This window comes from Floridaenema aerugineum BLCC-F46 (assembly GCF_041929345.1).
Taxonomy (GTDB): Bacteria; Cyanobacteriota; Cyanobacteriia; order Cyanobacteriales; family Aerosakkonemataceae; genus Floridanema; species Floridanema aerugineum.
This window is the reverse complement of the sequence record NZ_JBHFNQ010000255.1, coordinates 19,225-40,151: the sequence shown is the minus strand read 5'-3', so window position 1 is coordinate 40,151 and position 20,927 is coordinate 19,225. Positions and strand designations below refer to the sequence as shown.

Sequence of the window (20,927 nt, the reverse complement as noted above, 5' to 3'; positions counted from 1 at the left end):
AATGACAAATGACAAATGACAAATGACAAATCACCAGGAAAATATATGATTGACCTTTACACCTTCACAACTCCCAACGGTCGCAAAGCTTCTATTATGTTAGAAGAAGTCGGTCTTCCCTACAATGTGCATAAAATTGATATTACCAAAGGAGAACAATTTACACCAGAATTTATTGCTATTAACCCCAATAGCAAAATTCCTGCCATTGTAGATCGAGAAAGTGATATAACTGTTTTTGAGTCAGGGGCTATTCTGATTTACTTGGCAGAAAAAACCGGGAAATTGTTACCAACTGACCAAAAAAATCGCTTTCAGGTCTTGGAATGGTTAATGTTTCAAATGGGTGGTGTTGGGCCAATGTTTGGTCAATTAAACCATTTTAAAAAATTTGCACCGGAAAAAATACCTTATGCGATCGATCGCTACGAAAAAGAAACTTTGCGTCTCTATAGTGTCTTAGATACCCAATTAGCAGACAAGGAATTTATCTGCGGTGATTACTCTATTGCTGATATTGCTACTTATCCTTGGGTAGCAATTTATGAATTTCAAGGATTAACTTTAGATAATCACCCAAATCTGAAACGTTGGGTAGAAACAATACAGCAACGTCCAGCAGTACAAAAAGGAATGAAAGTACCAAGTTAGTTATGTAAATAGATCCCCGACTTCTTGAAGAAGTCGGGGATCTCGCCTCAAAATTAATACTCTTCTGAAAAATACTTTTCCACGCAACGCACAAAGATTTCTACACCCATTCCTAAGACAGTTTCATCAAAATCAAACCGGGGGTGATGATGGGGAAAAGCTAAATTTAAACTGGGATTAGCAGAACCTAAAAAGAAATAGCAACCAGGTACTTCTTGCAAGAAATAAGACATATCTTCTGCGCCCATTGTTTGGCATTCTGGTACTACTCCCGCTGGAGTTTCTACCACATTTACAGCTACAGACCTAACTAATTCCGCAATTGCAGCATCATTAATTGTTGCTGGATATTGTTTGCGGTAATCTAGTTCATATTTTGCGCCGTAACCTTCGCAAATTCCGGCAATCATTTGTTCCAATTTTTGGGGAATCATTTCGCCAACAGCAGGATTAAAATATCGCACTGTTCCCCCTATTTCTGCTTTGTCTGCAATTACATTAAATGCCGTTCCAGCATGAAATTTTCCTATTGTTACCACTGCCGAATCAATGGGATCGACATTGCGGGATACAATACTTTGTAAGTTATTAACTATTTGGGCAGCAACTAAAATCGAATCAACTGTTTGATGAGGCATTGCCCCATGTCCACCTTTGCCAAAAATTGTGCAAGTAAATGCTTCGGTAGCTGCCATTAATGCGCCTGTACGCACACCTACTGTCCCCATTGGTAGGACGTTCCACAAATGTAAACCAATTATCGCATTAACATCGGGATTTTTTAATACTCCCGCTTCAATCATCGGTTTTGCACCACCTGGGCCTTCTTCTGCGGGTTGGAAAATAATTTTTACTGTTCCGGTAAAATTTTGTCGATGTTGCTGAAGAAAGTAAGCTGTTCCTAATGCAATGGCGGTGTGTCCATCATGTCCGCAAGCGTGCATAATGCCGTCATGTTGCGATCGATAACTCACCTCATTCTCTTCTTTAATTGGCAAAGCATCCATATCCGCCCGAATCGCTAAAACTTTCGCTTTTGCGGATGTTTCCGAACTTAATTTTTCCCCTTTAATAATCGCAACAATACCTGTTTGTGCAATCCCAGTTTGATGCTCAATTCCCCATTCGGTTAACTTTTTTGCGATTAATTCTGATGTCAACTTTTCCTTAAAGGCAAGTTCAGGACGTTCATGTATACTTCTGCGCCATGCCACAAGCTGAGGCTGTAATTGTCGAATTTCTAGGCGAATTCGAGACAAGTCTACATTAAGAGAATTGGGTAATGTGGATATCATTTCTGAAACTTTAGTAGGAGAAATTTAGGTTTGGATATGGATTTTTGTTCAGATTTTTTGCTGCCTAGTTAAAGCAGGCTTCTGTTCACACCGCTAACTTCCCTGTACTATTGGGAGTTCTTCATACAGCTTAACACGATTACTCGTTGTCATTACAAGTCTGATTTATTTATTGTATACATTGTAGAGACGTTGTATACAACGTCTCTACAGCTAACTAAAAACGCCTCTACAGCTAATTCCTTTATGGTAGCCAAGGATATTGGCGAAAATCAGGTTTACGTTTTTCCAAAAATGCCTGTTTGCCTTCTGCTCCTTCTTCGGTCATATAATAAAGTAGAGTGGCATTTCCCGCTAGTTCTTGTAACCCTGCTTGTCCGTCACAATCGGCATTGAAAGCAGCTTTTAAACAACGAATTGCGATCGGACTTTTTTCCAAAATCTCCTGTGCCCATTTAATCCCTTCCGCCTCCAACTCTTCTACTGGAACAACACAATTAACTAACCCCATTTCTAAAGCTTGATTCGCATCATATTGCCGACACAAAAACCAAATTTCTCTAGCTTTTTTCTGCCCCACAATTCTAGCCAAATAACTAGCACCAAAACCGCCATCAAAGCTACCAACTTTCGGCCCTGTTTGACCGAAAATTGCATTATCGGCAGCAATTGTTAAATCGCAAATAATGTGTAAAACATGACCACCGCCGATCGCATATCCTGCCACCAAAGCAATCACAACTTTCGGCATCGATCGAATTAAACGTTGCAAATCCAACACATTCAATCGCGGCACACCATCATCTCCAACATAACCCGCAGTTCCCCGCACACTTTGATCCCCACCCGCACAAAACGCATATTTCCCATCAGTATGCGGCCCCGCACCTGTAAAAAGTACTACTCCAATATTTCTATCCTCACGGGCATCACAAAAAGCATCGTAAAGTTCAAAAACAGTTTTTGGACGGAAAGCATTACGTTTATGCGGACGATTAATCGTAATTTTAGCTATCCCGTCCATTTTGTGATAGAGAATGTCTTCGTAGGTTTTGACAGTTTGCCATTCAACTTGCATAGATGATTCTAAATTATTGACTCAAATTAAAGTATTACTCAGATCTTGCAGCCGGGGGGGTAGAACCTCCCTTTCTCTCGTTCCCTGGTTGAACAAATGGAACGAAAGAAAGAGGCGGGAGCCTCAAAAGTGCAAAATCTGAGTATTATATTTGCTATGGATGCGGAATCCCATTTAAAAATTTTCCCCAAACCTCCTAATACACAAAAATTACCCTTTGTCAATAGGCAAATTCTAATACCGAACAATTACCCAGAGCAGGCATCGATCGCGATCGAGGATGTACGGAAAAAAAACCCCAGTCAAGCTGCCATTTCTTACGATGTCAGCCCAACCCAAAAATTTCAAAATAGAAACATCATCAAATTGTGATTAGAACTTGTCCCAAGGAGTAGTGCAATGTTAATGTCTCACCAAATTTCCCAAACAGGTGTTGATCAAACAGAAACTTATCAGGTGTTGCACAACCAGGGATGTTTATTACTAAGTGCCGGATATTATGAAGAAGCACTTATATGTTTTGAGCAAGCAATTACCATCATGCCCAACCAAGCAGAATCTTGGTATCGCCGAGGAGAAGCGCTGGCAAATCTTACTGATTACAAATCAGCATTGTTAAATTTTGAACAAGTTTTAGTATTAGATCCGCAGCATCAACAAGCTTGGGCATTTCGGGGAACAGTTTTGATTTTTCTCGAAAGATATACTGAAGCATTGTCAAGTTGCGATCGCGCTTTACTTTTCAACCCAAAAGATTCCGAAACCTGGGTAATGCGCGGAGTTGCTTTACATCGTCTCAATCGTTATAAAGAGGCATTTAAAAGCTACGATCGCGCACTAGGCATCGAAAGAAAACCAATTTTAGAACAACTGTTTCAGCCCATTTTACCCTTAGTTAAACGGCTCAGAAGACAGATCCCCGCAATTCAGTTAGCTAGGTAACTTAACTTGCAGTTAAAACCAATCAAACTACTCAAGAAAGGGAAAAGGCAAACATTGTCTTTTCCCTCTTTTTATAGATATCAATAACTCCCTAATTACTCATAAAATATATCTAACTCTTTAAGTAAATTTATGAAACCTAAACTCGCTTTTTTCCTCAGCAAAAAGCAAACATTTTTAAGTATTTGCTTGCTCTCTCTAACTTTATTCAGTTGCACTAACCCCACCGAAACAAAGTCAGTTCTTGCTAGAGCTTCATCGATCGCTCAAAACCAAAACTCTGACCGCCAAGCATCTCTTTGGGCAAATAACTTCACCAATACTAATTGGATGGAAGAATGGGGCGTTAAAAAATCTGCTTCTTGGGGCTTAAAAAACATCGAACTCATGGAAAATTCCCAAAGCAAAATTACTAAATATCTGAGAGTCCGCTATCCAGCTGGATCTGCTAGTCCCACAGTCTCCAGAAAAGAAGAAGCACCTTTAGGCGGCGCTCAATTTTTCGCTCACTTAAATATGCAACCCCGCGATGCTTTGCGCTTAAGTTACTACGTAAGATTTTCCAATAATTTTGACTTTGTAAAAGGTGGCAAATTACCCGGATTATTCGGGGGAAAACTTAACACCGGAGGCAAAATTCCTGACGGAACAAACGGATTTTCTACCCGCTATATGTGGCGGCGCAACGGTGATGGCGAAGTTTATGCCTATCTCCCTACCAGTAGAGATCATGGCACTTCATTAGGTAGAGGTAACTGGCAATTTAAACCAGGAAATTGGCACTTTATTGAACAAGAGGTAATTCTCAATCAACCAGGAAAAAATGATGGCAGAATTCGGGTTTGGTTAGATGGCAAACAAGTACTAGAGCAGGATGAATTAACTTTTCGCACTACCAATGATTTGAAAATAGAAGGCATTCTTTTTTCCACCTTTTTCGGTGGCGGAGATGCTTCTTGGGCAACTCCTAAAGATGTCTATGCCGACTTTGCCAACTTCTCTGTAACTTCTGTAAATTACTAACACAAACTTGTAGGGCGAAGCATTCGGGCGACAATTTATGACTCAAACCCTAGATTTTATGTCCGAATGCTTCGCCCCTACAAAGGCAAATAATGCTTAACCGAGCAGTATTGCGTTGGATACAACGTCTCTACATTAGCTCTATCATTAGGGTGAATTAGTAATAATGTAACGCCCCATTAAACTAAGACAAAATTGCTCACTGAATCTTATTAATCTGATTTTGTCACGACAATGAAGTGAGTTTTTCCAGTTATTTAGCAGGACAAAAGATGATGTCATGGTTAAAATAAAATTTTAGCCATGACCCCATTTTTACTGTTAAGGAATTAGCCTCACATAGCAATTTTAATTACAAATATTACTAATGTGTTATTAAGCCCAATAATTCACGAGTTTGGGTTCCAACAATGCCGTCTACAATTAAATCCTTATCTTTTTGGAATTGCTTAACAGCTTTATCTGTAGCAGGGCCAAAAATACCATCAACCGCCATTTGGAAACCTACCTTAACTAAAGCTTTTTGAAGTTCGACTACATCTTTACCTTGCATGAATGGTTGTTGCAAACGTAGCGACCTTGGAGTAAAAGAAAACTGCTCATTCAAAGATTTATCGTTAATAATTAAACCCCGAACAGTTAAAGGCAAAGCCAAATCCCAGTTTTGAGAATTAATTATCTCTTGCAAAATATCCATGCGATAAACAGTTTTTCGTAACAAAGAATTGTTAGAATTTGCTAACCAGTCGCGCCGCACACTTATATAATGTTTAATCCAAGTTTGTTCACCAATATTAGCGACTGTACCAAACCTTTCGTTAGTACGATCGCACATCTTTGCCCAAGAACCATGAATCACGCTATCATACACCACAGCCACACCGAGAGCAGTTTGAATTCCTTGATCATTGGCAGAGTTTACACTAGGGTTCCAGTATATGCGATCGAAAAAAGTATCCTGAACACTTTGCATCACAGCATCTTTACCAGCCTGCCGTAATATATTGTGAAGGTTTTGGTCATTATTTAGCCCCCGATCTTTATTCTTCAGTCTGGGTAAATAAGAAGTTAATTGTGCAGCAAATTCGGCATTTACAGCATTACAATAATCTTTGATTAGCAGGTGAAGATTCCCACTATTAAGGGTCGTTTGGGAACGTCCATAAGTTAACCCACCTGGATCTTGCGGATGAGAGGTTACATTGGAGTAATCACCTAAGACTTTGCCTGTTTCAAAGATATTGACAATTGCTTGAACTGCTTTTTTTTGTAAATCGGTCAACATAAATTTCGTCCTTGATTGCGTGATAAGTTGGTAACTTGAGTAAAGGAAATGATGAGGGTTTGATTCATCATTTCCTCTGAAATTCAGACAAAAGATGGGTGATTAAGCAGCTAAAGTTTTAGCTAACTCGTCACCAGGAATGATAGTTGAGAAGAACACATACCTGTTATTTAACTGATAGCGACGGTCTTGCTTAATCAACCGCATAAAATCCTTGTGACTATTCCGAGATTGACCTACCAAACAACCAGCACTAGCAGCACCAACTTCTCTCAAGTCATAGCCCCAATGTTGATTAATACCGAATAAACCTTCATCAATAGCATCTCCGTTACGAATCCCATTCCTGTCAGCATCCCGATACACTTTCACAGCCAAACATTGAACTAAAGCTTCATGACGATCGGAATTTCCATGAGTTCCTACTTGCCAAGATCGGTATTGTCCAAAGGAAATTCTGGCTGCTCCTTTCAGATTCATTAGATTAAAAGTGTAGTAACGTCCCGGTTCAGTTGTTGCTAACCAGTTACCTACAATTTTGGGAATTCCAGAAGCTATTTCAATCACTATTCGACGGTCATTCCATTGATTAAAAGTATCTTCATTGGGTGTACCATCAGCATCCGCTCCTTCTATATAGACAATGTTGTAACGTTTTTCCCCAACAGCAACAAAGTAGTTTTTAGACTGCATATATTTGACAATGCGGCTGGGTAAGTCATTGCCTAATTTCAGAGGAACTACTTCCTTAACTTCTTTCAAAGCTTGGATAGTTTCCGGGCCTAATTCTGATTCAGATATTTGCCGCAAAGATTGGAATTCTTTGAGTGCTTGCAGGGAAAAACGTCCAAATTTTCCGTCTGCTGGTGGGTCAAGTAAACCTAAACGAATTAAGTTAGTTTGTACTTCTTTAGCTAATTGAGTATTCCGGGCTAAACTTTCCAAAGAAACAGATTCGACAATGGGTGTTACTTCTGTAGCTTGCATAGAAATCTCCTGAGATGTTAAGTATCAAGTAGTAATTTTTAGGAATTGGTTGATTCAAAATCTGATTCATTGGGGCCAGGTGCCCAATTAGGAGTGTAAACTTCGCTTTCTGCCTGAACTCGACCAACTAGAGTTGCTCCAGTTGTAGCCAGAAGTACGACAACTTTTACTGTGTCGTTGACCGTGAATTTTTTGGCTTCTACTGCTTCTCCAATAATGGGAGCGATGGCTGCGACTGCGGTTAAAGTTGCACCCCAAAAAGTTTTGCTTTGGAAGATGCTTTTAGCAGCTTTTTTAGGTAAATTTGATTGCTGTGTACTATCCATAATGATTTAGTTCACTGCCTTAACTGTTGAATTAAATCTAACCGCAGCTTTTAGTAAATGAAGTTGATAATAAGTGAGGAAAAATCATCTGTTTTTTAACCAAAAACACAATGCACATCCCACAAAATAGTGAGGACAGGTAAGAAAAAGTCATGTTACATTGCAACAGTGTTATCAGGCTGGTGGGAAAAATGACTGTTGAAGAAGCGCTACGCATTATCGATGTGGCTCTAAAGCCAACCAAGTTAAACGATGTTCAAGAACAAGTATTTCGGCAATCCTGGGAAGGACAGGGGTATTCAGGAATCGCAGAACTCATGGGCTACAATGCTGAGTACATCAAGAATATTGGTGCTGAGTTATGGCAATTACTCAGTCAAGCTTTCCGAGAGGACGTAACCAAACGCAACTTCAAGACAGTTCTGAGGCGCTGGTCATCACTAACTGATGTATCTGATGCTCAAGCAGAGACTCATCTATCAAAAATAGCTACCAATTATCACCAAGACTGGGGAGAAGCGCCTGATGTCTCAGTTTTCTACGGTCGCACTGAAGAATTATCGAAACTACAGCGATGGATTACTGAAGACCGCTGTCGCTTGGTAGCGTTACTGGGAATGGGTGGACTTGGCAAAACTGCTTTAGCAGGGAAACTGACAGAACAAATTCAAAATCAGTTTGAGTATCTGATTTGGCGAAGCGTCCGTTATGCACCTCCATTGAGCGGCATATTGTCAGATTTGAACACTTTTTTCGCCCAAGATGTAAAAATAGAAAAACCAGAAACAGTAGAAAGTCAAATTTCTTGTTTGCTCAATAGCTTACGCGCTCATCGTTGTTTGATCGTTCTGGACGATTGGGAGATGGTATTGCGAGATGGCGATATAGCTGGGTACTATCGCTCTGGCTATGAAGAGTATGGTCAATTGCTCAAGCGGGTGGCAGAAGAACGTCACCAAAGTTGTCTATTACTGATGTCGCGAGAAAAATCTGTAGATGTGGCTTCTTTAGCTGGTGAAACTTTACCTGTTCGGGCTTTACAAGTAAAAGGGTTAAAACCAGCAGATGCGAAAAAGTTGTTATTGACAAAAGGCTTTTCTGGTTGGGAAAATGGCTTAGATGAGTTGATTCAATTATATAGAGGGCATCCGGCTGCTCTAAAAGTTATGGCTACAACTATACAAGAGATATTTAATGGCGATATTTCGCAGTTTATCGGTCAAAGTTCTTTAGTTATAGGAGATATTTTTGCTAACTTAATTGACCAACATTTTGCGAGATTATCAAGTTTAGGGAAAACTGTGATGTACTGGTTAGCTATTGCAGGTAAGCCTGTGACTTTTTCTTATTTAAAATCAAAACTCTGGCCTAGTGTTTCTAGTTCGGAGTTACTAACAGTGCTGGAATCTTTGGTTAGGCGATCGCTAATAGAAAAAGAAACTAACGCCAATACCAATGAAGCTTCGTTTACTTTGCAACCTGTAATCATGAAATACACAGTTAAACAATTTATTGAATCTATGTCTCAAGATATCGCCAAAGTAATGAAAACTCACGATATTAATGAATTAGGGCTACTGCGAAGCCATGCTTTAATTGACGAACAAAACCTAAATGAAACCATTTTAAAAAGGTTTCAGGAACGTTGGCAAGGTAAACAAATAGAAATCCCACTTAAAAACTTACTTTTACAGTTGCAAGAATATGAATTTAAATTTAAAAGATACGCCGAAAAAAATATATTACTGCTATTAGGAGAAGTTAACAATTAATGGCAGATACAAAGATCAAATCAGGGTTATTGCTACAAAATCGTTATCAAGTTATCCGTCTCCTTGGTGGTGGTGGTTTTGGGAAAATTTTTGAAATAAATGATGGACAAGTTCCAAAAGTTTTGAAAGTTCTAGACCCACAAAATTTTAAAGATCCAGAAGTTAAAAGAAAAGCTCAAATTCTGTTTCAAAGAGAAGCGGAAATCTTGAGCAAATTGCAACATCCGGGAATTCCTCATGTTGAGTTAGAGGGATATTTTACTTGGCCTGAAGGTGGTAGCGAGCCATTACACTGTTTAGTAATGGAAAAAATTCCTGGGTCTAATTTACAAGAATGGCTGTCAGAGAGAGGGAATCAACCAATTACAACAGAAGAAGCTTATCAATGGTTGAGTCAGCTAGTAGAAATTCTTTCGTTGCTGCATCAATATCATTATTTCCATCGCGATATTAAACCATCAAATATTATGTTCAAATCCGATGGACAGTTGGTGTTGATTGATTTCGGTGCTGTTCGAGAAGTAACGAGTACTTATCTGCAACAACAGCAAGAAAATGTAACAGGTACAGTAATTATTTCTGCTGGCTATACTCCTCCAGAACAAGCAGAAGGGCGGGCTGTACTTCAATCTGATTTTTTTGCTTTAGGACGTACTTTTGTTTATTTGTTAACTGGTCAATCTCTGATAAATTTACCCAGAAATCCAGAAACGTGTGAGTTGATTTGGCGCGATCAAGCAGTTCAAGTTTCTCCTGAAATAGCAGATTTAATTGACTGGTTGATGGCTCCCTTTCCTGGTCAAAGACCACAAAGTTGCCAGGAAATATTACAGCGTTTAGCAAAAATTAAGCCTGGTTCATCTAAAACCAAGGTCGATTTACTACGCGATAAATTTCTAAAGCTTTCGGAAAAAGTTAATGTAAAGCATACTTCATTATTAGGTGGATTCGCCATTATATCGCTGTTAATAGGCAGTACCAGTTGGGGGCTTTTTTCACCTAAAGTAGCGAATTATTTCAACGATCGGGGATTAGCTCTTTCGCGAAATGGTAATTTTGAAAACGCTATGTTTTACTACCAATTTGCTTTAATGTTTGATGCAAAAATTGCCCAAACTTATCATAACATGGGATTAATTTATGAAGATACAGGACAACTTGATAAAGCGCGGTCTGCTTATAAAAATGCTATCCGATATGGTCTAAGTGCATCTTACAGTAATTTGGCAAGACTGTATAATTTAAATCAAGAATATACCACAGCAGTAGAGCTACTCCAGAAAGGTTTACCTCTGGCTAAAAATGAGGAAGTAAAATACGCAATGCTCAAAAATATGGGTTGGGCAAAATTAAAGTTGGGGCGATATCAAGAAGCTTTAAATCATTTACAAACAGCAATTCAGTTAGAGAGCGATCGCGCTCCAGCTTATTGCCTGAAAGCTCAGGTGATGGAACGCCAAAACAATAAGATCGCAGCTTTCTTAGCTTGGCGGAACTGCCTCAAGTACGCCAATGCAAAAAACCCAGATGAAAAGATGTGGATATCTATGGCATCATCTACTCTGAAAACTGAAAAGAGATAAATTATGAAGTACAATAAGTTGCACAAAAGGTTAACCATGAACAGTAAAAAACTGTCAAAATTTTTGGGCTTAATTATACTTTTGATCTTACCTTTATTATTTGCAGGTTCAGCAGTTGCTATTCATCTTAATAATCAACGATTAACTCATAGTTCTTTACGTCAATTTCGAGGTGAGATACTAATAGCTCAAGATTGTAGAGATGCTGAAACTGGTGAAGTTCGCGCTCCTACTGATCCGCTAATTCCTTATATTATCAGTCCGCGCCGTACTTTTATACTCAATAATCAGCCAAAGTTACGGTGGAATAAGGTTCCTGGCGTTAATAATTATACTGTTAGTTTGGTCAAAGGCGATCGCCCTATTTGGGAAACAACAGTTAATGGAAATGAGGTAGTATACCCTGGAGAACCCAAGCTAGAATCAGGAGTTGAGTATTCAGTAGTTGTTAAAGCTGAGAATGGTAAGTCATCTCAAGAGGAGAAATTAACTAATAGAGAGTTTAAATTGTTACCAAAAGCGGAAGCTGAAATGGTACAAAATGCCATCTCCCAACTAAATAAACAACAAACCACAGACAAAACCAAAGCTTTACTACGTGCTTACCTTTATATCGGTACTGAGTTAAAGTCTGAAGCAATAGACACATTAGAAGCATTAGTAAATGCTGGTACACAAGAAGCTACTATTTACCGTCGCCTTGGTGAATTATATTGGCAGTTAGGATTAACTTTGTGGGCTGAAAGTAACTATTTAGAGGCTGCCAAAAGAGCAACCGATCTGGGAGAGCAAGCGCAAGTACAAACAGCGTTAGGGGAAATGTATATTGCGATTAATAATCAATCCGAAGCGGCTCGTTGGTTAAGTTTAGCTATGAATAGTTACAAATCTTTGGGAAATATGCAACGAGTTAAGGAACTGGAAACCCAAATTGCTAAATTCAAGGTGAGTTTGTAGAGACTCCGACGCTTTTCCCAAGTATTGAGAAATTAAATTTATACAATTTTCTGGAAAAAGTCTTTCCTGTAGTGAATATTTTAATTAGTGAAGTGAGAGGCAAGAACTAAAATGAGTACAAAGAAATCTGCTAGTCAAATAGCAATTGAATTGCTACAGGAAGCTTACAACAAGTTTGAAGCAAAAAACTATAATGTTGCATTACACTTTTGCCAAGCTGCATTGGCTGATCCTCTATTAAGTAGTGGTGGTCAAGGAGATGGTGATAGTGGTAGTCAAGGAGGTGGTAATAGTGGTGGTCAAGGAGGTGGTGCTCCCAAGAGAAGACAATTTAATACAAGCTCAAGCGCAAAAAGAAACTTCCAACCGTTGAAGCAGTTATTTATTTAAAGCTGCTTTAGAGACGGCTTTTTCTATGTTTTTGAACTTTACTTACCTAAGCCTTTTAACAGCAATTTTAACTCTTTCGCTAAACGCGCCAGTTTTAGACCTACGCACAAAGTCTGAATTACTAGGAATAACTTCACAAAATTCAGAACCCAAACAGAGTCCAAGCACCAAGGAGTGTAAAACAGAAGCAGAGCAGTTACTTCAGCAAAGCGCTCAACTTTGGCAAAATAATAAGTATCATGAAGCTTTAGAAAGCTATCAACGAGTTTTAGCTATTTGTCAAAAACTTAGCGATCGCAAAGGCATTAGGGACACTACTTATGAAATAGGGCTAGTTTATGTTAGATTAAGTAACTATACTCAAGCACTCCAATTCTTCGAGCAGTCCCTAATTATTAGTAAAGAACTTGGTGACAAAAAAAGTCTTGGGAAAACTTTTGCAGAAATAGCAATGATTTATTATTACCAAGGACAATATTACCAAGCTCTTAAATTTGGGCAACAAGCTTTGGCTGTTGATCAAGAAATTGGTAACAAAGCAGGCATCGGGCATAACTTAAACAGAATAGGTTTATTCTATGAAGGTTTAAGCAACTATCCCCAAGCACTGAAATTTTATCAGCAGAGCCTTGCCATTGGTCAGGAAATTGACGACAAAGTACTCCTGGGGCGCACTTTAAATAATATTGGGATGCTTTACACTGCTATAGGCGAGAGTGCTAAAGCACTTGACTTTTATCAGAGAGCTTTGGTATTTCGCCGGGAAACTAAAAATTTAATGGGTGAAGCAAAAACTCTTCATAATATCGGGTGGGCTTATGAGCAGTTAAGTAACTATTCAAAAGCTCTGGAATTTTATCAACAAGCATTAGCTATTTCTCGAAGAATTGGCAACCGTGCTAGTACTGCACGCACTTTAAATAATATAGGAACCGTTTATCAAAAACAGGAGCAATATATCCAAGCTTTAGAAGTATTAAACCCAGCACTAGTAATTTTTCAAGAACTTGGTGAAAACTCATGGATAGGTAACACACTTGAGACTATTGGTAATGTTTATAAAGGTTTAAATCAATTTCCCCAAGCGTTAGATTCTTACCAAAAAGCTTTAGCAATTATTAGGGAAGTTGGCGATCGCCGAATTGAACGTCTTATCCTGAGTAACATCGGTGAAGTCCTAGTTAAAGAAAATCAGCTAGAAATGGCGATCGTCTTTTATAAACTATCCGTTAATGTTACTGAATCAATTCGTCAAGAATTGCGCTCTCTCCCTATTTCCCAACAACGTTCTTACACTACCACTGTTGCTGATACCTATCGTCGTCTTGCTGATTTATTGCTCCAACAAGACCGAGTTTTAGAAGCACAACAAGTCCTTGATTTGCTCAAAGTCCAAGAATTAGAAGATTATTTACAAAATGTCCGAGGAACTCAACAAACCGCTCAAGGAATTCCTTTAAATCCCCAAGAGCGACAAATTAATGATAAATACAATCAGATTTTGAATCAAGAGATTCAGCTAGGTAGAGAATTAGCTGAATTGCAAAAAATTCCTTTAGCCGATCGCACACCCGAACAACAACAGCGAATTGCTCAACTGAATCAAATTCAACAAGAAATTAATGGAAAATTTCTTCAATTTATTAATTCACCTGAAATTATAACTCTTGTCCAACAACTTAGTCCCAGCACTAGAGAACAAAATATTAGTTTAAACCAACTTAATACAATACGAGCGGATATTTTAAGACAATTGCAACCAAAAGCTGTGTTACTATATCCGTTGATTTTAGAAAATCGCTTGGAATTAGTTTTAGTTGCTCCTGATGCTCCGCCGATTCATCGCAGTGTCAATGTCAAAAAAGCCGACCTAAATAGAGCTATTGTAGAATTTAGGATGGCGTTGGAAAATCCCAAATCTGATGCTAAAGCTCCAGCATTAAAGTTGTATAATTGGTTAATTAAACCAATTGAAAAAGATTTAAAACAAGCAGAAGCTAAAAGCATTATTTATGCTCCAGATGGACAATTGCGTTACATTTCTTTAGCTGCTTTATATGATGGCGAACAATGGCTAGTGCAACGCTTTGTTACTAATAATATTACTGCTATGAGTTTGACTAAATTTATCAGACAACGTAGAGCGCAACCTCAAGTTATGGCTGGTGCTTTTGCGACTGGTCGTTATAACTTTAAAATGGAAGGTACTCCCTTGGCTTTTGATGGTTTAAAATTTGCCGGAGTAGAGGTAGAAAATATAGCTGCTATAATGCCAGGAACCATAAAACTTTTAGACCGTGAATTTAGTAGAGAAGGTACTATTCCCCGTTTAAATGACTTCTCAATTGTGCATTTAGCAACTCATGCTATGTTTGTCACGGGAAAACCAGAAGACTCGTTTATTGTATTAGGAGATGGAAGTTTATTTACTTTGCGTGATATTCAACTTTTGTCACTGCCAAATGTAGATTTAGTAGTACTAAGTGCTTGTCAAACTGGAATCGGTGGAAAATTAGGGAATGGGGAAGAAATTTTAGGTTTTGGTTATCAAGTGCAACAAACTGGAGCCAAAGCAGCGATCGCTTCTTTATGGAAAGTTAATGATGGTGGTACCCAAGCTTTGATGACAGCTTTTTATGCAGCATTGCAGTCAGATAATAATTCACTTGCTCTAGCGTTACAAAAAGCACAAATAGCACTTATTACAGGTAATGACATAACACTAAGTAAATCTCAATATCAAACTGTCCAACAACGCACACGCAGTAATTTACCATCAGCAGTAGCTAATGCTCTAAGCCATCCTCATTACTGGGCACCTTTTATTCTCATTGGTAACGGATTATAAATGAGCTTGTCGAGAGGTCGAGAATTGCTGAAATGTTGAGTAACAAGACTGCTCCAGTGAGGATTTTAATTATTAATAAAAAGCCCTAATTAATCACAAAAAAAATTAGGATGCAGGAGTAATTTTTCCTGAATCCCGATTATTTATTTAAGCTAATAGTTAATAGTTATTAACTAGCAATACTAAGCAAAAATCTCAGAAGGTGGAGAGTAAACTCGATATTGTCTGGTTAATCCCTGAATAACATTACCCATGTAAGTATTTCCAGAGTTAGAGATGTTCTTTTCTCCAATACCCCATTTTGCTTGGTCAATTGGGTTATTGACGATCGTATTTGCTGACACAGTATTTCCTGTAGAGAAGGTAGCATTGTCATCATCGATGTAAATTTCTGAGTAACCACCTTTAAGTACTTGCGAGTTATTTAGCAGTTTGTTACCACTGACAATATTGTTAGCAGAAGACCGGAGGCGAATTCCATAAGTGGAATTATATTCCACAATATTGTTTCTGTACTCGTTGTAGTCACCTAGATAAGAGTAGATACCACTAGTTTTGTTGTATCTGGAAATATTACCTTCAAACAAATTGTAATCAGAAGTTCTCGATGGGTCGATCGCTCCTGGTTGAACTGTGATTCCGTTACCACTTCCACCAGTACCATTGTAGGTAGCAACGTTGTTAAAGAAGTTTGTATGTTTGGTAGCAGTTACAACATTAATCCCATGACGTTTGTTGGAATCAGCAATGTTGTCCGCAACCAAAGAATACTCTAGATTATCAATGGTAATTCCGTCTTGACCGTTATGATCTGCGAGAGAATCTTTGATTGTTAATGCAACAGTGGGAACAGGAGCATAAGCATTTTCGTGGGGGTCGAAACCGTAGTAGGCAAAGTTAGTTACGCGCAAGTCTTCAAAAGTGCTATTGCCATAAGTTCCAAAGTTACCGTAGGCGTTCCGAGTTGAGGTTTGATTGCTCTTATTACCGTCTAATTTCAAGTGACGAATATTTTGATTGTAGAAGCGAGGAACTGCGATGTTTTCTTCTGCGGAGTGTAGTGCAGAACGCAACATTCCCGCATCTTCAAATTCCACATTATTTGCCTGTTTCAGAACAGTATTCCAACCGACACCAGAGAGATTAACGTTATCGTAGGTAATCAAAACATTGTCAGCAATGTTGAAAGTTCCAGGTAAAAGTAAGACTGTTCCTCCACCACTCATTCCGACTTGTGCGATCGCCTGATTAATCACAACTTGGTCATTACTACCAGTAGCAGTGAAATCAGCACCACCTTTATTTACAGTATCTTTCGCCGCCACCGCAACTGTCTTAGTCCCATCATGAGGTTGGAAAACAATACTGTATTTTTCATCATTATCGTAAATCGGATTACCCGTCATTTCCCCCGGTTTCACATTGACAAAATAAGTACCCTCTGCCAAAGTTTCGCTAATTAAACCTTCAGTTTTTCCACTATCACTTTCCGTCCAAGTAGTCCCTTTATTAGTCGAAGACTTCAGAACTGAACCATCACTCTTCAGCAGTTCAATAGTAGTTCCCGCAGCTAAACCATTGAGGAATATGCTCACAGTTTCTTGCTTGCCAATACTAAATTTATAGAAGTCATTAGCATCGAATTCCCCAACATAATCAGTAATCTTTTGGTAATCAGTTAAACTGCCAATATCACGAGCAGCTTCCTTAGTATTGCCAGCGCCATCGTTAGCTTTGTAGTCAACTTTTACATACTGAGGAGCTTGAGTAATTCCCGCTAAAGGATCGCCTACTGCTGAGTCCCAAAAAGTCCGACCTGTTTGACTAACACTGTAACTTTCTTTAGAATTTAGCCCTTGAATTCGGCTTGTTTTGTATGTTCCTTGGATCGTGTTGTCTTGATAACTGTTGTAGTCGTTACCCGGAGCTTTTTCTTCTATTCCGTACTTCGCAACTACTGATTTGTTGTTCAGGATAGTATTGTTTTGGGCGACATTGTTAGTTGAGTAAGTAGTTTGGTTTGTGGTTGTATTCAAGTAATGGTTAACCAGTATTTCGCCGTAACCTCGATGCCTAGATTGTGAGTTATTCAGCAATTCATTTTCCGAAATTGTGCTGTTAGATGCACCTTTCAAATGAATACCGCTTTGCCCATTTTCTTCTACAATGTTATTTTCAAGCTTGGTACCTTTTGCTAATTCTAAATAAATCCCATCTCGTTGATTGAATTTAACGGTGTTGCCCTCTAAGATGTTATTGTCAGAAGTTCTCTCTTTTTCACTTCCTGACTGCACCACAATTCCCCGAAAACCGTTATTAGTAACAACATTATTTCTGATCATGTTATTTTCAGAGTCAGTAACTAAATTTATGCCATGTCGGGTATTTGCATCACTGATATTACCTTCAACTACTGAATTGACAATGTTATCTAATGTGATTCCATCTTGACCATTGCGATCGGCTAAATTGTCTTTAATTGTTAATCTCTGTGTTGGTACTTTAGCATCACTATTTTCATGAGGATCTAAACCGTAATATTTGAAACTATGAACGCGCAAGTCTTCAAAGCTACTATCTTGGTAAAATCCAAAGTTGCCGTAAGCGTTTTTGGAACTGGTTTGATTTGCTTTGTTACCATCCCAACTCATGTGCCGAAAATGCTGGTTAACATAAATTGGTTTAGCAATATTTCCCTTACCTGAATCAGCAGCAGAACGAACCATTCCCGCATTAGTAAATACCACATTGTTCCCTTGTTTGAGAACAGTATTCCAACCAACCCCTGTTAAGGTAACATTATCATACAGCGCTAAAACATTGTCGGTAATATTGTAAGTGCCATCCAATAAAAGTACAGTTCCACCACCAGCTTTGCCAACTTGTTCGATCGCTTTATTAATCTCAACTTGGTCGCTACTACCATCAGTTAAAATGTCAGCACCACCTTTATTTTTGGTCGTAGAAGATGCTACCGCAACTGTTTTTGGTGCATCATGGGGCTGGAAGATTAAGCTATACTTTTCTCCTTGATCGTAAAGTGGATTACCAGTGATTTGATCCAGGTGAGAAACTCTAACTTGGTAATCACCAGATGCTAAAGTTTTGGTAATTAATCCCCCTGTTGTCCCACTATTACTCGCCGTCCAAAGTGTGCCTGAATTTACTGAACTATCAATCAGTGTTCCGTTATTATCAAGGAGTTCTAGTTTCGTACCTGCTGACAAACCACTGAGAAACATACTGACAGTTTGTTGTTGTCCCAAACTGAACTTGTATAAATCAGTTGGATCGGAGATACTAACAAACTCACTCTGCTTGTTGTAATCGGTTAATGAACCTAATTGAAATTCCATAATTCACCTGCAACTTGCAACTAATTTGCTGATTTATCAATCGCGCTTACCAATGGGATTCCTTACAGAGCCAGCCTTTCAAAAATTAATCAAATTTATCGATCGCTCTAAGTACAAGAGAGCCATTTTTTCGCAATACTTAGTAGAAAGACTTGACAATTTGCTATGACGATAACTTGCTGGAGAGATTTACTCCTTTAATAATTGTATTGACCGCATTCTTTTGCGAAATCTGTTCATCTAAACAGAGATTTTGGGCCAGATCATTTCCGCTTCCAGAATCTACACAATTCGGATTGCCCTCTATAGCTATATACTCCACATAGACGCTCTGGGTATTGTTGAGCACTAAAGCGTGAGGCTGACTCTGTTCAAACTCAATATTTTTCAGCGTCACTTTCTCCACTCGATCTAGCACAATACTGTCTACTTTGTAGTTCAACTCAGATTCTGGCTGAGGGGGAACAACTTCTAGAGAAAAACGACTCAATTCAATATTATGTACTCTACCAATAGATGAGTTAGCTGCTGAAACTTTCCCGATATTGGAATTACTAGCCTTAACATCTTTAGTAATGTTTGCTGGTTTGATAGTAATAAAAGAGTCGGGAACTTGTTCAGTTACATGAGCTTTAATTACTGTGCGTCCAGCACCCTGACCTTTAATAATGATATTGCTGTGGTTAATTTCTACAGGACGGAACAAATCTAATTCCCCAATCGGTAAATTAACTTGAATTATCCCTTGTAATGGTAAACTAGCAATCAATTTTTGCAGTGCCGCACCATCATCTTTCCCATCATTAGGTAGAACACCGTAGTCAATAGCTTTGACAATTTCCCTTGGTGTCGGTTTAGCTTGCACATTAACCTGCCACACAAAATTAGGAAGATCGTAAGCTGGACTGAACACCCTAGCCATTGAACATAACAAAATGCTAAAGCCAAACAATTGTGCGTAGTAAAGAAAGTTAGAAGTGCTCAGTTTCAACCATTTACCAAAACCTGTACCTGCAATATCACTCTTTTGGTTGCCACGATTAGACCATTTTTGCTTTGCCAAGTTCATCTGTGTATAAATTTTGATTAATGATGAACTCCACTGGGAGGCAAGCATATATAAAAGGTGAATTGGTTTAAGGTAGTCATCTCTACCGATCGAAAAAAGAATTAAACTCAAACCGCGAGTAAAGAGAAGCCAAAAAAAGATTAAACCAAGTTGTACCCAGTTGCCTGTTAGAGCATAAATAATCATTAATCCAGGCGCAATCAAAGCTGTCCAAATACTCAGTCTTTGATCGAGGATACAGTACCAAATAAACCAACCAACTTTATGTGGGCCAAGAGCAAGGGCACGACTACCATTACGTAGCATATTTCCGAACCAACGCCGCATATTTTGATAAGCACGCATCGGTACAGAACCAGAAATGGTTTCGATCGTATCAACCATCGCATCTGGAACATACATCATGTCGTACCCTTCTTTTAGTACCCAGTACCAAGTACTTTTGTCATCGCCAGAAAGAAACTTAAATTCGCCCCACAACCAGTCATTGAGCATATCCTTTTCTAACAAATCGGCGAAGCTAGGATTGAGCGCAGCTTCCGCTCGATATAAAGAAAAACGCCCTGTCAAACACAAAACTTTCTTAGCAAGTCCGTGCGAACACATATACAAATGTCTTTGGGCAAATCGTAAAACTAACCATTCTTCAAAAAACTTGGAACCTAAAACTGTGGCACGTTCATCGGTAGTTAATGCACCGATTTTAGGGAACATATTAAAAAATGGTAAGCAACCTTTGAGGACACCCGGGTTAATTACTGCATCTCCATCCATTAAACCAACAATCGTGTTTTTCGGTGGGTTGGAACGAGCGAGTAATCTCAAACCTTCTGCTAATGCCTTGCGTTTCCCCCCAGCTGGGTCAAGCATTGGCAGATATTTAATGTACTTGTGTTCTGGGTCTTCTTCGTCGAGAATTTTCCCGATCGCTTCAATTTCTTCGGGCGTGGTAACTACAATGACAATTGTTGGATTAATCAGACTTTTTGCATTATCTGCGATCGCCCGAAATACTTTATCCGTAATCCAAGGTTGCTCTCTAAAAGTCGGTGCAATCAAACAAGCTGTGGGTAATTCTTCCAAGGGTATTCTGTTAGCTTTGCGTCGCCAACCAGCAAATACCCATTTGCGATAATACCAACTCCGAAGTAACTGAAAGCCAAACCAACTCCAGCGAACAGCACCCAAAGTTCCTACTGTTACTGCTGCCCATTCACCATAGACTGCTATTTGTAGCTGAGGACTTAAGTAATAGAGTCCAGCAAATCCACAGGCAGAGATCAACAGTAATGCCAGTAAATTGAGATAAAGTTTCGCTGTTGTGCAAAGATTTGCGGATTTACTCATAATGGCTTTCTAGCCCTC

Annotated in this window: 16 protein-coding genes; 9 read left to right on the top strand and 7 right to left on the bottom strand. The window is 38.8% G+C overall.

What is annotated here, in order from left to right:
- Window positions 1-45 precede the first annotated feature (45 nt).
- Window positions 46-651: a glutathione binding-like protein gene (locus ACE1CC_RS34325; protein ID WP_413274951.1), complete on the top strand. Its 606-nt coding sequence runs from the start codon at window positions 46-48 to the stop codon at window positions 649-651.
- Between the two features lie 53 nt (window positions 652-704).
- Here the strand turns inward: ACE1CC_RS34325 and ACE1CC_RS34320 are convergent, their stop codons facing one another.
- Together ACE1CC_RS34320 and menB are read right to left on the bottom strand one after the other, a co-directional pair.
- The gene (locus tag ACE1CC_RS34320; RefSeq protein WP_413274916.1) at window positions 705-1,946 is read right to left on the bottom strand and encodes a M20 metallopeptidase family protein; all 1,242 of its coding nucleotides are present in this window, start codon (window positions 1,944-1,946) and stop codon (window positions 705-707) included.
- A gap of 244 nt (window positions 1,947-2,190) precedes the next feature.
- Window positions 2,191-3,024, bottom strand: coding sequence for a 1,4-dihydroxy-2-naphthoyl-CoA synthase (gene menB, locus ACE1CC_RS34315; RefSeq protein ID WP_413263237.1), 834 nt, complete (start codon window positions 3,022-3,024; stop codon window positions 2,191-2,193).
- A 96-nt stretch (window positions 3,025-3,120) separates the two neighbouring features.
- Here menB and ACE1CC_RS34310 point away from each other — a divergent pair, with 96 nt between their 5' ends.
- The 3 genes from ACE1CC_RS34310 (at window position 3,121) to ACE1CC_RS34300 (ending at window position 4,989) form a co-directional block, all read left to right on the top strand.
- Window positions 3,121-3,396 (top strand): hypothetical protein, encoded by a 276-nt coding sequence (locus tag ACE1CC_RS34310; RefSeq protein WP_413274915.1) that lies wholly within the window; start codon window positions 3,121-3,123, stop codon window positions 3,394-3,396.
- A 27-nt stretch (window positions 3,397-3,423) separates the two neighbouring features.
- The gene (locus ACE1CC_RS34305; protein ID WP_413274914.1) at window positions 3,424-3,966 is read left to right on the top strand and encodes a tetratricopeptide repeat protein; all 543 of its coding nucleotides are present in this window, start codon (window positions 3,424-3,426) and stop codon (window positions 3,964-3,966) included.
- A 132-nt stretch (window positions 3,967-4,098) separates the two neighbouring features.
- Complete coding sequence (locus tag ACE1CC_RS34300) at window positions 4,099-4,989, top strand: polysaccharide lyase (RefSeq protein ID WP_413274913.1); 891 nt, start codon at window positions 4,099-4,101, stop codon at window positions 4,987-4,989.
- Between the two features lie 364 nt (window positions 4,990-5,353).
- Here the strand turns inward: ACE1CC_RS34300 and ACE1CC_RS34295 are convergent, their stop codons facing one another.
- From ACE1CC_RS34295 to ACE1CC_RS34285, 3 genes are all read right to left on the bottom strand, one after another.
- Entirely contained in the window at window positions 5,354-6,274 is a 921-nt protein-coding gene (locus ACE1CC_RS34295) for a chitosanase (protein WP_413274912.1), read from the bottom strand.
- 102 nt (window positions 6,275-6,376) lie between these two features.
- Window positions 6,377-7,261, bottom strand: coding sequence for a peptidoglycan-binding domain-containing protein (locus ACE1CC_RS34290; RefSeq protein ID WP_413274911.1), 885 nt, complete (start codon window positions 7,259-7,261; stop codon window positions 6,377-6,379).
- A 38-nt stretch (window positions 7,262-7,299) separates the two neighbouring features.
- Window positions 7,300-7,587, bottom strand: a complete 288-nt coding sequence (locus ACE1CC_RS34285) for a hypothetical protein (protein WP_413274910.1) — start codon at window positions 7,585-7,587, stop codon at window positions 7,300-7,302.
- A gap of 191 nt (window positions 7,588-7,778) precedes the next feature.
- Between ACE1CC_RS34285 and ACE1CC_RS34280 the strand changes: the two genes are divergently transcribed.
- The 5 genes from ACE1CC_RS34280 (at window position 7,779) to ACE1CC_RS34260 (ending at window position 15,137) form a co-directional block, all read left to right on the top strand.
- Window positions 7,779-9,359, top strand: a complete 1,581-nt coding sequence (locus ACE1CC_RS34280) for an NB-ARC domain-containing protein (RefSeq protein WP_413274909.1) — start codon at window positions 7,779-7,781, stop codon at window positions 9,357-9,359.
- Window positions 9,359-10,942 carry a protein kinase domain-containing protein gene (locus tag ACE1CC_RS34275; RefSeq protein ID WP_413274908.1) on the top strand — a complete coding sequence of 528 codons (1,584 nt, stop codon included), beginning with the start codon at window positions 9,359-9,361 and terminating at the stop codon, window positions 10,940-10,942. Before ACE1CC_RS34280 ends, ACE1CC_RS34275 begins: the two co-directional genes overlap by 1 nt.
- A gap of 36 nt (window positions 10,943-10,978) precedes the next feature.
- A complete protein-coding gene (locus ACE1CC_RS34270) occupies window positions 10,979-11,899 on the top strand; it encodes a tetratricopeptide repeat protein (protein ID WP_413274907.1) in 921 nt (306 codons plus the stop codon).
- 111 nt (window positions 11,900-12,010) lie between these two features.
- Complete coding sequence (locus ACE1CC_RS34265; RefSeq protein WP_413274906.1) at window positions 12,011-12,289, top strand: hypothetical protein; 279 nt, start codon at window positions 12,011-12,013, stop codon at window positions 12,287-12,289.
- A gap of 25 nt (window positions 12,290-12,314) precedes the next feature.
- Window positions 12,315-15,137 carry a CHAT domain-containing protein gene (locus tag ACE1CC_RS34260; protein WP_413274905.1) on the top strand — a complete coding sequence of 941 codons (2,823 nt, stop codon included), beginning with the start codon at window positions 12,315-12,317 and terminating at the stop codon, window positions 15,135-15,137.
- 182 nt (window positions 15,138-15,319) lie between these two features.
- Here the strand turns inward: ACE1CC_RS34260 and ACE1CC_RS34255 are convergent, their stop codons facing one another.
- Window positions 15,320-18,493, bottom strand: coding sequence for a right-handed parallel beta-helix repeat-containing protein (locus tag ACE1CC_RS34255; protein WP_413274904.1), 3,174 nt, complete (start codon window positions 18,491-18,493; stop codon window positions 15,320-15,322).
- Between the two features lie 163 nt (window positions 18,494-18,656).
- Complete coding sequence (locus ACE1CC_RS34250) at window positions 18,657-20,909, bottom strand: glycosyltransferase (RefSeq protein WP_413274903.1); 2,253 nt, start codon at window positions 20,907-20,909, stop codon at window positions 18,657-18,659.
- Window positions 20,910-20,927: the final 18 nt, after the last annotated feature.